The following is an 11,478-nucleotide window of genomic DNA, read 5'->3' as shown; positions in this document are numbered from 1 at the left end:
CCGGTCTCCTCACCGCCACCGATGCGCAGCTCCACGCCCGGCAGCGGGTAGCCGACCGAGCCGCCGATGCGCTCGCCGTCCAGCGGGTTCGTCGTGATGATCACCGCCTCGCTCATGCCGTACCGCTCCAGGATGCGCTGGCCCGTCCGCTCCTCGAACTCGGCGAAGGTCGACGGCAGCAGGGGCGCCGAGCCACAGATGAAGACGCGGATGTTGTGGGCCTTGGCCTTGGTGAAGCCCGGGTTGGCCAGCAGGCGCGTGTAGAAGGTCGGCACGCCCATCATCACCGTCGCGCGGTCGAGCCCCGCCAGCACCTCGGCGTCGGCGAACTTCGGCAGCCACACCATCGGACAGCCCGACAGCAGCGCGCAGTGCAGCGCCACGAACAGCCCATGCACGTGGAAGATCGGCAGTGCGTGCAGCAGCACGTCGTCGCGCGTGAAGCCCCACGCCTCGTGCAGCGCCAGCGCGTTAGTCGCCAGGTTCCCGTGGCTCAGCATGGCGCCCTTCGACCGCCCCGTCGTTCCGGAGGTGTAGATCAGCGAGGCGAGGTCGGCGTCCGAGCGGGCCACCGTCTCGGCCATCGGCGCGGAGGCCGCCGCCTCGGCCACCCAAGCCGGCGGATCGGTGATGAACACCTTCGGCTCGGCGTCGCCCAGGAAGTAGTCCACCTCGGCCCGCGTGTAGGCGCTGTTGAGCGGCAGGTAGACCGCGCCGGCCTTCAGCACGCCCAGATAGACCATGATGCTCTCAGGCGACTTCTCGGCCTGCAACGCCACACGGTCGCCGGCCCGCACGCCCTCGGCCGCCAGCCGCCCGGCCACCTGCGCCGCGCCGTCCTCCAGCGCCCCGTAGCCGATCGCCGAGCCGTCGCTCAGCAGGAAACACGGCTTCGAACGGTCGGCCGGGAACCGGCTGGCGAGCAGGTCGTAGAGGTTCATTTCCCTCCCTTAATGGGGAGGGAGAGGCCGCGCCAGCGGCCAGGCTGGGGCAGTCCGGTCCAGGCCTCGCCGCCGGCTGGCTAGCCAATCGCCACACGCAACACGCCGGCCCACACTTCCCCACCCTGCTCGCTTTCGCGAGCTGTCCCTCCCCGTTAAGGGAGGGAACATGACCCCTGCCGACGCCCTCGACCGCATCCGCCGCTACGACGCGCGCCTCAAGGCCTTCGTGCAGGTGTTCGACCCGCCGTTGATCGGCGAGGACGACGACGGCCCGACCGTCGCGATCAAGGACCTGATGGACATCAAGGGCGTCCCGACCGGCGGCGGCGCGCGCGTGCCGCTCGATCCGGGTCCCGCGCACCACGCCCTCGTCGTCGAGCGCCTGCTCCAGGCCGGCTGGAGCGTCGTCGGCAAGACCCACACCGTCGAGCTGGCCTACGGCGGCTGGGGCACGAACCGGGCGGTCGGGGCCCCGTGGAACCCCTGGGACGCCAGGACCCACCGCGCCCCCGGCGGCTCGTCCTCAGGCTCCGCCGTGGCGGTCGCCGCCGGGCTCTGCGACGCGGCGCTCGGCAGCGACACCGGCGGCTCGGTGCGCATCCCGGCCGCCATCTGCGGCGTCGTCGGCCTGAAGCCCGGCCGCGGCCTGGTCAGCCTGAAGGGGGTCCACCCGCTCAGCCCGGCCCTCGACACCGTCGGCGCGCTGGCCCGCGACGTCGCCACCGCCGCCCGCGTGCTGGCGGTCATCTCCGGTCCAGACCACGACGCCGCCGTCCGCGGCCCTTTCGACGCCGAGGCCGCCCTGGCCGACGACGTGGCCGGACGCCGCCTCGCCGCCATCCCACCGGCCGCCCTCGGCGAACTCGATCCGGAGGTCGAGCGCCTCTACCTCGAAAGCCTGGAGCGCCTGCGCGACGCGGGCCTGACCGTCGAGACGGTCGCCCCGCCCCAGGCGCTGGAGGAGTCCTTCACGCCCAACGGCCTGCTCATGGCCGGCGAAGGTTGGCGCATCTGGGGCGAGCGCATCCGGGCGCACGCCGACGTCATGGATCCCTGGATCGTGCGCCGCTTCGAGGCCGGCCGCGACGTCACCGACGAGCGCCTGGCCGCCATCCACCGCCAGCGCGCCGCAAGCCAGCGGGAGTTCCACGCCTGGCTTGCGCGATACGACGGCCTCCTCTCGCCCACCTGCCCGATCCCGGCGCCGCCGCTCGACAGCATCGACGAGACCACGTCGCCGCTCAGCCGCCTCACCCGCGCCGCCAACTACCTGGACCTGCCGGGCATCAGCGTGCCTTGCGGCCTCACCAGCGGCGGGCTCCCCGTCGGCCTTCAGATCCTGGGCCAGCCCGCGGACGAGGCCTCCGTCGTCGCCCTCGGCGCGGCCTTCGAGCGCCTGTCCGGCTGGAACGGGCGCAGCCCCGACCTGAGCGGCTTCGCGGCCTAGTCGTCGCGGCCCCTCACCGGCGCGCGCCACGAGCGCAGGACGAGCCAGCCCACCAGGGCCCAGGTCGCCCCCAGCACCCAACCGGCCAGCACGTCGCTCGGGAAGTGGACGCCCAGGTAGACGCGGCTGAACCCGACGCCTGTCAGGATCACGCACGCCAGCCCGTAGACCAGCGCCTTCGTCCGCCGCCGCGTTTCCAGGCTCGCCACCAGCATGGCGATCGTCAGGTAGCAGGCGGCCGACAGCGTCGAGTGCCCGCTCGGGAAGCTGCCGGAATAGACCGCGACCTCGTGCGGCACCAGGTCGGGCCGCGGGCGGGCATAGAGCGCCTTGGTCGTCTGGCTGGACGCCCAGGCCAGCAGCACGGCGCCGCCCATCACCGCCGCGTGCCGGTACTTCCGGTGGAAGGCGAACGCGAGCACCGCGACCAGGGTGACCACCGCGACCATCGTCGTCCCGCCGAGCGCGGTGATGTCGCGCACCGCCTCCTCGACGGTCTTCGAGCCGATCGGATCGTGCAGGTTGCCCGGCGTGCGGAGCGCCACGATGATGCGCGCGTCGATGGCCTGGGTCTCGCCCTCGGCCATCTCGCCGCCGATGTTGAGGAACGTCCACAGCGCGCCGGCGACCAGGATCAGGCCGATCAGGACGCGCGCTTCGAAGCGGCGGATGAACTTCCAGAGGGTGGCCAGAACGCGGGTGGCGGACATCCGCGCAAGGCTAGGGCCCCGGACCGCCCCGGGCAATCGGCCCAGGGCCTTCGACCGTTCGCTTGGACCGTCGAACTCGAGACTTTTGCTTGAGAGTAGAGCCAGGGGCTTTCCCGACCTCGGACCAACCGCGAGCGCCGAATAGCCTAGGCCGCGATCCCGTCGCCCGCGCCGTCCAGCGCCGAGCGCACGGCGGCCATCGCGGCGTCCTGCGTCTCGTGCGAGCCGTCGGCCACCGTCACGCCCTCCTCGTCGTAGACGCTCCAGCGCCAGACGTCCTCGTCATGGCTGAGCGAATAGGCGAGCAACATTCCGTCACGCATACCCGGTCTCCGATTACCGCGGCGGGTCAACGTCAACGAAAGCACGTCGGTTTCGCACTGCACAATAGAATTCGCGTGATGATGAGATTTCACTCGCGCGAGAGGCGATTCAGGCGCGGTCGATCAGCTCGCGGCCGGCGTCGCGGGCGTTGTTGCAGCCGGTCAGGACCATGGCCACGGCCAGTTCCGCGCGGATGATGTCGAGCATCCTGGCGACCGCCGGCTGGCCGCCGGCGCCCAGCGCCCAGGCCCAGGCGCGGCCGACGAAGCAGGCCTTCGCGCCCAGCGCCAGCGCCTTCAGCACGTCCAGCCCCGAGCGCACGCCGCCATCCATGTACACTTCGAGGTCGCCGCCCACCGCCTCGGCGATGGGCCCCAGCGCCGAGATCGACGAGCGCACGCCGTCGAGCTGCCGCCCACCGTGGTTCGAGACCACCAGTCCCTGCGCGCCGGCCTTCACGGCGGCGCGGGCGTCCTCCACGTCGAGCACGCCCTTGACGACGATCGGGCCGTCCCAGTGCTGGCGCACCCAGTCGATGTCGGCCCAGGTGACCGAGCGGTCGAAGTTCCTCGCGATCCACGCCAGGAAGTCGGTGACACGGCTCCCCTCCTTCACCGCGTCCTGCACCGAGCCCAGCGTGTGCGGCTGGCCGCGCATGAAGAGGTCCCAGGTCCACGCCGGGTGCAGGATGCCGTCCTTCGCCTGGGTCAGCGCCTGTTGCAGCGCCGTGCCGCCCGTGAAGCCCGAGCGCACGTCGCGGTAGCGCGAGCCCGGCAGCGGCAGGTCGACCGTGAACACCAGCACCGGACAGCCGGCCGCCTTCGCGCGCTCCAGCAACGACTTCATGTAGCCGCGGTCCTTCAGCATGTAGAGCTGGAACCAGGGCGCCGTCCCCGTCGCCGCCACCTCCTCGATCGAGCAGACGCTCACCGTCGACAGGCACATCGGCACGCCGGCCGCGCTCGCCGCCCGCATCGCCTGACATTCGCCCCGGCTGGCGTACATCCCCGCCATCCCCACCGGGGCGAGGCCCACCGGCATCTTCAGCGTCTGGCCCAGCGTCTGCACGCTCATGTCCAGCTCGCGCATGTCGCGCATCACCCGCTGGCGCAGGGCCAGGGCCTCGATGTCCTCGACGTTCCGCCGCAGAGTCACCTCGGCGTAGCTGCCGCCGTCGATGTACTCGAAGAAGATGTTGGGCAGCCTGCGGCGCGCCAGTTCCCGAAAGTCCGAAACCGAAGCCGCCCGCATCGCCGCTCTCCCCGACCTGCGCCGGTTGTGGAGCGCACGTCGCCTTCGCGCAAGCCCGGCCTGCCCCCGCGAGTCGCGAGAGGGTCAGGCGTTGGCCGCGGCAGCTCCGGGCGACGCCGCGAAGGGCCGCGCCATGGTGATCCAGACCTGGTGCGCGCGGGCCATCGGTCGGCCGTCGTGGTCCAGCAGCGCCACGCCCGAGACCTCCTTGCGGCCCTCGCGGCTGATCTGCCAGGCGACGATCACGTATTCCTCGCCGGCCACCACCGGATGCAGCACCTCGCCCGTCATCGTGCCCAGCAGCGCCCCGTGCCGCCCCTCGGTCTCGACCCAGGCGAAGTAGCCCGGGCAGTCCAGAGCGGCCCACACGACCTCCGGCCCGACCGTGCCGTCGGCGCGCGCGAAGTTGGCGTGCGGCGTCCAGGTGCAGGCAATGACGCCGGGCGCGGCGCCTTCGAGCTGGCCCGGAAACACCCTCAGGCCGTCACCCTCGCTGCGCTCGGGTCCGCAGGTGAAGCAGATCGGATGGAACCGCTGTTCCTTCTGGATGTGCCGCCCGCTCGCCGCGCGCGCCGCCTCGAGGCTCGGGATCGCCGGCGGGTCCGGCAGCGCCTGCGTCGCCGGCCCACCCTGCCCGATCAGCGCGTCCTCGGCGCCCAGCAGCACCGCCGCCCCGTCGCGGCGCGTCAGCACGAGGTCGCTGTCCAGAGGAACCGGCGCACGGAGCACCGCCGTCACCGGCCCCTCGAGTTCGCCCGAGAGGAGGCCGCACACGTAGCCGCCGTTGCCGGACCTCGGCGGGCCGCAGAATTGGCGGCCGATCTGGATCTTGCTCAAAATCGAACCCGTACGCAGGAAGGATCAAATCAATGGGCGATGCTTTGTCAGGATTACGCAGGGCGTGGGAAGCCGAATTTTGCTGCGCCGCCGTTGGACGAGGCGAACGGTCGCGCTAAAGGCAAGGACATGACACCGCGCCCGGCGCGGAATCGGACACTTCGACGGAGAGACTTCGTGAGCGACCGGATCGAACGACCCTGGGCCCTGATGCGCCATCATGCGGGCTGGGCGGACGTCTTCCACATCGAGCACGAGAGCGCCGACTCGATCACCGGATTTTATCCCGACCGGGAGACGGTGGGCCCGCCGGTGAACTACTCGACCCGCGCCGTGCTCGCGCGCGTCCCGACCCTGGAGGCCGCCCGCGCCGCCCGCGAGGGCGCGGTGGCCGAGTGGCGCAAGCACGATGCCGGCGTGCGCGACGCCGAGACCAGGCTGCGCGACGCCGAGAAGCTGCGCGAGGACGCCTGGCTGGGCTGCCTGCGCGACGCCGCCGAACGCTCCTAGTCCAGAGGCCCCGTTCATCGCGACGGGATGCGCTGGCTCTAGAAGCGCAGGCCCTTCGACAGGAACCAGGCGGCGGCGGCCGCGAGCGCCACGCCCACGATCAGCCGCCACCACGGCGCCCCGGCCAGTCCGGGGTCGCTCGGCAGCGCGCGCCGGCCGGTGATCATCGGCCCCAGCAGGTTCGTGCGCTTCCAGACGAAGTAGTAGGCGATCGCCAGGACATGCAGGACCACCAGGCCCTGCAGGACGCGGAAGCTGAGCTCGTGCCAGCCGGCGATCTCGCGGCCCAGCTCGAAGCTCACGCGGTCCGACAGCGGCCCCGCCTCGAAGGCGTCGATGTCGACGGCGAAGAGCCCTGTCGTCACCTGGACCAGCAGCGTCAACAGGATGGCGACGACGCTCAGCGCGCCCAGCGGATTGTGCCCCGGCGTGGTCGCCACCTCGCGGCGGCCGACGGTCCTGACGTAGGCGACGACCGCCCTTGGCCCCTTCACGAAGCTCGCAAACCGCGCCGTCTCGCCGCCGGCGAAGCCCCACCAGATGCGGAAGATCACCAGGCCGATGATCGCGTAGCCACTCCAGCGGTGCCAGTTCAGGTGATCCTCGGACGACCACCAGGAGAAGGCGATCAGGCCGACCAGCGCCCAATGGACGAGCCGCACCGGCCCGTCCCAGAGCTTCACCCGGGCGCCGCCCGGCGCGGGCTCGGGCACGCCTAGCCCTTCTTCTCTTGCCGGTAGGTCTCGTGGCAGCCCTTGCAGGCCATGAAGGTCGGCCGCACCTGGGCCTTGATGGCGTCGATGTCGCCGCCGGCGGCGATGGTGTTCAGCTTGGCCGCCTCGGTGCGGAACGCCGCCGCCTTGGCGGTGAAGCCGGCCGCATCGCTCCAGATCTCGTTCTTCGCCTCGCTCATCGGCCGCGCGGCCACGCCGCTGCCGCGCGGGAACCAGGTGGGCAGGCCGGTCGCCGCCGTGTTGATCGCGCGCGCGTTCGAGGCCAGGACCGCCTTGTCGGGCGAACCCTTGCGCAGCTCGTCGTTGAGGCCCTTGAAGGCCTTGCCGAGGTTCTCGAAGTTCTGGTGACGGGCATAGGCCGCCTTGGTCGCGGCGCTGGCGTTCTTCGGCATCGGATCGTCGTGAGCGAACGCCCCGCCCGCCGCGATCGCGGCTCCGATCCCCAACGCGACGGCCATCGCCGCGCCTCTGCTCATCATCGCCGTCATCGTTGCAGGCCTTCTCTGATCCCCGAGTGTACGGATGGAGATTGAAGGCTTCAGCGCTTGGCCGTCAACGGCTTCGAAACCCCGGTCCGGACCGGCGCGCCAGCCGCCCTCGCCTCGCCGACCAGCGCGCCGCAGTTGGCGTCCTTGGCGAGACCCGGGTCGATGAACGGCAGGATCGCAGCGAGCGGCGACAGGAACGACCCCAGCGCCACCGCGCCACCGCCCTGCGCGATGGCGGCGCCCGGCTCCACGCCCAGCTTCGGCGCCATCAGCGGGCCCTTCATCGTCACCGGCAGCAGGACGCGCACGAGGCGGAACTTCTTGTCATGGCCGCGCACCCTGAAGTCCATCCGTTCGGTGTCGAGATTGATCGAGCCCTTGCCGGTCACCACGACGGGCCCGGTGTCGAGCACGATCGACTCGGCCGTCATCACGCCGTCGGTGGTCGTGAAGTTCGCCACCGCGCAGCGGAGTTCGGTGGTGTCCTTCTTCTTCAGGAGGCCCAGGCCCTTGATCACGTTCACGCCCATCAGCTCGGCGATCGACTCGCGGATCTCGCCGCCGGGCGCGACCACCGTCACCTGCCCGTTCGCGCCGCCGAAGGTCTTGTGCAGCGTGTTCCCCGAGCCCGAGAGCCGCGCGCGGCCCACCAGCCCGCCCGCGACCACGGGGCCGCCCTGGAACGCGGTCGGGATCAGCCATTCCAGGCGCGCGTTCGACAGGCGCAGGTCGAGCTCGGTCGCGGGCACGGCGCCGCGCGCGTTCAGCGCCAACTGTCCCTCGATCCGTCCCTGCGGCAGGTCGAGGCGCACCGGCTCGGCGCGCAGGAGGCCGTTGTCGAGCTTCACCCGCACGGAGGCGGCGCTCAGCCTGATCGGCGTGTCGCGGATCGAGAGCGCGCGGTAGCTCACGTCGGCGTCCATCGCCCGCATCCGCGTCACATCCAGCGGCGCGTCCGAGAAGATGCGCTGCCGCGCCACCATCGTGCGGGCGATGGCGACCTGCTCCGGCGACGCCGTCTCGCCGGGCCCCACCTTCGGCGCGGCGCCGAAGATCGCGCCCAGATCGTCGAAGTCGAGGCTGCGCGAGCGCAGGTCGGCCTTCAGCAGCGGCCGCTCGCGCCCGGTGGTGACCGAGACGTCGCCGGAAAGGTCGGAGTCGCCCACCCGGCCGGAAAGGTTGCCGACCTTCCAGACGAAGCCGTCGCGCTCCAGCCGGCCGCGCAGGCTGTAGGGCGGCGTGTTCGGCAGCGCGACGCCGATGAGGGGGAACAGCGCCGCCATGTCCGGGCCGCGCATCGTGGCGTCCATATGGAACGCGCCCATGTCGAACGGCCTCGGCACCGCCCCGCGGGCGGTGATGTAGGTGTCGCCGGCCCGCAGGTCGACGTCGAACGGGTACGGCTTGCTGCGCTCGATGTTCAGCAGCGGCCCGCCGGTCACCTCGGCGCGGAACGCCGCGCCGTTGATTGTGCCGCGGCCCAGGAGCTCGAACCCGCGGTTCTTTTCGCCCAGGTTCTCGCGGGCGTTGATCGCGCCCTGGAAGCGGACGTCGCGGCGCGCGTCGATGTAGCTCAGGCGTCCGTCGCGGATCACGAAGTGCTGGATCGGCGGGAAGTCGGCGGGCGGCTGCACGCGGCCGTCCGAGAAGTCCCAGTTCCTGCGGCCTTCGGCGTCGGCGAGCAGGCGGAAGTCGGGCCGGTCGACGGCCAGCACCCGCGTGTCGAGCTTGCCCCACAGCAGCGGCACGAGCCGCACCCGGATCGTCAGCCGCGCGATCGAGCCCATCTTGCCCGTCCCCGCCCAGGCGGGATTTGCGATCGAGATGTCGTCGACGGTGGCGCTCGGCCGCCAGGACCACAGGTCGACGTTCAGGTCGCCGGCGATGGTCACCTCGCGGTGCAGCCGCGCCGAAGCCGCCCGCTCCAGGGGCCCGCGGAACCAGTTCCAGTCCCAGATGGCGACCAGGATCGCGATGGCGAGCGCGATGACGGCGAGCGCCGCCGCGGCCCAACCCAGCCGCGTCTTCGTCTTCGGCGTCAGCCGCGGCGCCGTCGGATGCGCCAGCCGTTCGCGCAGCGGCCGGCGGCGGCCGGGCTGGGCGTTCGGCGAGGGGCCCCGGCGGCGGCCGGGCTGGGGATTCTGAACGGGCTGCTGGCTCACGCAAGGCCTCCGGAGCCTCCTCAACGCATCCGGCGCGCGTCCGTTTCCCAAGCGTGGCTAATGACTTACCCCGCGCGCGGTCACGGCGGCGCGGGCCGTCGCGGCGATGATGGCCAGGTCGAAGCCGAACGACCGGCGCGCCAGGTACTCGGCATCCAGCTTCACCTTCTCGGAGATCGGCAGTTCGTCGCGGCCGTTGATCTGCGCCCAGCCGGTGACCCCGGGACGCAGCCGCTCGACGCCCGCCGCGGTCCGCAGCGCCACCAGGTCGTCCTGGTTGAAGAGCGCGGGCCGCGGGCCCACCAGGCTCATGTCGCCCACCAGGACGCTCCAGAGCTGCGGCAGCTCGTCGAGGCTGGACCTGCGCAGGAACCGCCCGAGCGGCGTGATCCAGCGGCCGGGCTCCTCCAGCAGGTGGGTGGCGACGTCCGGCGTGTCGGTCCGCATCGTGCGGAACTTCGGCATCGCGAACAGCCGGTTCTCTCGCCCGACGCGCTTCGACCAGTGGATCGCTGGGCCGGGGCTGCTCAGCCGCACCATCGCCGCGAGCGCCAGCAGCACGGGCCAGCCCAGGGCCAGCCCGACCACCGCCACGAAGATGTCGAAGCCCCGCTTCAGCACCCGCCGTTGTTAGCCCCGAGCGGCGGGGTGCGCCAAGTCAGGCCTCGGCGGACGGCGGCGCGTCCGCCTTGCGCACCCGCGGCTTCGGCGCGGCGGCGGCCTCGCCGACCGGCTCCGGAGCCGCTTCGACCACGGGTTCCGGCGCGGCCTCGACCACCGGTTCGAGGATCGGCTCCGGTTCCGCGACGGCCTCGACGACGGAGGCCGGCGCGAGGAAGGCGGCGACGGGCCCCACCGGCGCCGCTTCGCCGCCGACGGGCGCGGACGGCAGGTCCGGGGTCGCGGCCTCAACGGCCTCCACCGCCGCCTCGACGATCTCCAGGGCCGGGACCGCCAGCACCGCCACCGCTTCGGGGAGCGCCTCGGCCGTCGCGTCGAACAGGGCCTCCAGGTTGGCGGGCCGGGCCCACTGGGTCATCCACCAGTAGGCGACGCCGCTCGCCGCGGCCGCGCCGAAGTAGCCCCACAGGGGCGAGGCCACGCCCAGGAGCAGATTCGGGCTGACGGGCGCCCGGGGCATCTCGGGAAGATCGAAGGTCGCCATGGGAAGGTCCTCTGCGGCGCAGGTTTGTGCAACGCAACATAACCCATCTCTCACCTTCGCGATTGCGAAATTATCGCGTCGGGAGCGCATAGACCCGATGACCGCCGCCGGCGCCCAGGGCTTCGGCGACCCAGCCGCAGATGGCGGCAAGCGGCGCCGCCAGTTCCGGCCCGTCCACCAGCACCAGCGCGCACCCGTTCATCCTCATCGGGTCGCTCAGCGGCCTGACCCGGCATTCGGCCGCCAGCATCGGCGCGGCGACCTCGTCCTCCAGGTCGCGCAGGAAGGAGTCCAGCGTCTCCAGGTCCTTGATCGGCAGCCAGACCAGCGTCTGGACCGCCGGGTTCCGGGCCCTCAGCGCCGCCAGCGTGTCGACGATCCGCGCGTAGTCGTCCGGCTTCTCGAACGGCGGGTCGATCAGCACCAGGACGCGGCCCGACGGCGGGCACTCGCGCACGGCGGCCTCATAGCCGTCGGCGTTCAGCGTCCGCACCGCCGGGCCCCTTCCCTTCAGCGCCTCGCGCAGCGCGTCGTGCTCTTCCCGGCGCAGTTCGCAGGCGACGTAGCGGTCGGCGGGCCGCAGCGCCTCGGCGATCAGCCAGGGCGAGCCCGGATAGCGCCGCGCCGCGCCGCCGCCGTTCAGGTCGGCCACGGCCCGGCGCAGCGACGCGAACTCGGCCGGCGCATCGGCCGCAGCCTGCAGCTTCGCGATCCCCGCCTCGGCCTCGCCCGACTTGCGCGCCTCGACACCGGCCAGGTCGTAGAGCCCGCGCCCGGCGTGCGTGTCGATCACGGTCAGGGGCCCGCCGCCCTTCGTCAGCTCGGCCAGCAGGCGCAGCAGCGCGGCGTGCTTCACCAGGTCGGCGAAGTTCCCGGCATGGAAGGCGTGGCGGTAGTTCAAGTCGA

The 11,478-nt window shown here is 72.1% G+C and carries 13 protein-coding genes; 2 read left to right on the top strand and 11 right to left on the bottom strand.

Features of this window, described 5'->3' with window-relative positions:
• The coding region (locus JNL41_RS00605; protein ID WP_293472179.1) for an AMP-binding protein at nucleotides 1-941 on the bottom strand (941 nt) is incomplete at its 3' end.
• Nucleotides 942-1,110: 169 nt separating this feature from the next.
• On the opposite strand from JNL41_RS00605, the gene JNL41_RS00600 reads away from it, so the two are divergent.
• Nucleotides 1,111-2,391, top strand: a complete 1,281-nt coding sequence (locus JNL41_RS00600) for an amidase (protein WP_293472177.1) — start codon at nucleotides 1,111-1,113, stop codon at nucleotides 2,389-2,391.
• Here JNL41_RS00600 and JNL41_RS00595 read toward each other — a convergent pair.
• From JNL41_RS00595 to JNL41_RS00580, 4 genes are all read right to left on the bottom strand, one after another.
• On the bottom strand, nucleotides 2,388-3,101 hold the full coding sequence (locus JNL41_RS00595) for a phosphatase PAP2 family protein (RefSeq protein ID WP_293472175.1): 714 nt from the start codon (nucleotides 3,099-3,101) through the stop codon (nucleotides 2,388-2,390). The two genes, JNL41_RS00600 and JNL41_RS00595, sit on opposite strands and share 4 nt — an antisense overlap.
• 146 nt (nucleotides 3,102-3,247) lie before the next feature.
• Nucleotides 3,248-3,424 carry a hypothetical protein gene (locus tag JNL41_RS00590; protein WP_293472173.1) on the bottom strand — a complete coding sequence of 59 codons (177 nt, stop codon included), beginning with the start codon at nucleotides 3,422-3,424 and terminating at the stop codon, nucleotides 3,248-3,250.
• A gap of 109 nt (nucleotides 3,425-3,533) precedes the next feature.
• The gene (locus JNL41_RS00585; protein ID WP_293472171.1) at nucleotides 3,534-4,676 is read right to left on the bottom strand and encodes an L-lactate dehydrogenase; all 1,143 of its coding nucleotides are present in this window, start codon (nucleotides 4,674-4,676) and stop codon (nucleotides 3,534-3,536) included.
• A gap of 84 nt (nucleotides 4,677-4,760) precedes the next feature.
• Complete coding sequence (locus JNL41_RS00580; protein WP_293472169.1) at nucleotides 4,761-5,513, bottom strand: hypothetical protein; 753 nt, start codon at nucleotides 5,511-5,513, stop codon at nucleotides 4,761-4,763.
• A 177-nt stretch (nucleotides 5,514-5,690) separates the two neighbouring features.
• Here JNL41_RS00580 and JNL41_RS00575 point away from each other — a divergent pair, with 177 nt between their 5' ends.
• Complete coding sequence (locus JNL41_RS00575) at nucleotides 5,691-6,023, top strand: hypothetical protein (RefSeq protein ID WP_293472167.1); 333 nt, start codon at nucleotides 5,691-5,693, stop codon at nucleotides 6,021-6,023.
• A gap of 38 nt (nucleotides 6,024-6,061) precedes the next feature.
• Here the strand turns inward: JNL41_RS00575 and JNL41_RS00570 are convergent, their stop codons facing one another.
• The 6 genes from JNL41_RS00570 to rlmJ form a co-directional block, all read right to left on the bottom strand.
• The gene (locus JNL41_RS00570; protein ID WP_293472165.1) at nucleotides 6,062-6,736 is read right to left on the bottom strand and encodes a cytochrome b/b6 domain-containing protein; all 675 of its coding nucleotides are present in this window, start codon (nucleotides 6,734-6,736) and stop codon (nucleotides 6,062-6,064) included.
• Nucleotides 6,737-6,738: 2 nt separating this feature from the next.
• Nucleotides 6,739-7,215 carry a cytochrome c gene (locus tag JNL41_RS00565; protein WP_293472164.1) on the bottom strand — a complete coding sequence of 159 codons (477 nt, stop codon included), beginning with the start codon at nucleotides 7,213-7,215 and terminating at the stop codon, nucleotides 6,739-6,741.
• 80 nt (nucleotides 7,216-7,295) lie between these two features.
• Entirely contained in the window at nucleotides 7,296-9,407 is a 2,112-nt protein-coding gene (locus JNL41_RS00560; protein WP_293472162.1) for an AsmA family protein, read from the bottom strand.
• A 57-nt stretch (nucleotides 9,408-9,464) separates the two neighbouring features.
• Entirely contained in the window at nucleotides 9,465-10,025 is a 561-nt protein-coding gene (locus JNL41_RS00555) for a sugar transferase (RefSeq protein ID WP_293472183.1), read from the bottom strand.
• A gap of 40 nt (nucleotides 10,026-10,065) precedes the next feature.
• Complete coding sequence (locus JNL41_RS00550) at nucleotides 10,066-10,572, bottom strand: hypothetical protein (RefSeq protein ID WP_293472160.1); 507 nt, start codon at nucleotides 10,570-10,572, stop codon at nucleotides 10,066-10,068.
• Nucleotides 10,573-10,642: 70 nt separating this feature from the next.
• A partial coding sequence (gene rlmJ, locus JNL41_RS00545; protein ID WP_365697672.1) for a 23S rRNA (adenine(2030)-N(6))-methyltransferase RlmJ occupies nucleotides 10,643-11,478 on the bottom strand: 836 nt, incomplete at its 5' end.

The organism is Phenylobacterium sp., from assembly GCF_016793285.1.
Lineage (GTDB): Bacteria > Pseudomonadota > Alphaproteobacteria > Caulobacterales > Caulobacteraceae > Phenylobacterium.
Note: the sequence above shows the minus strand (reverse complement) of the source record. Positions and strands in the feature narration are given on the sequence as shown.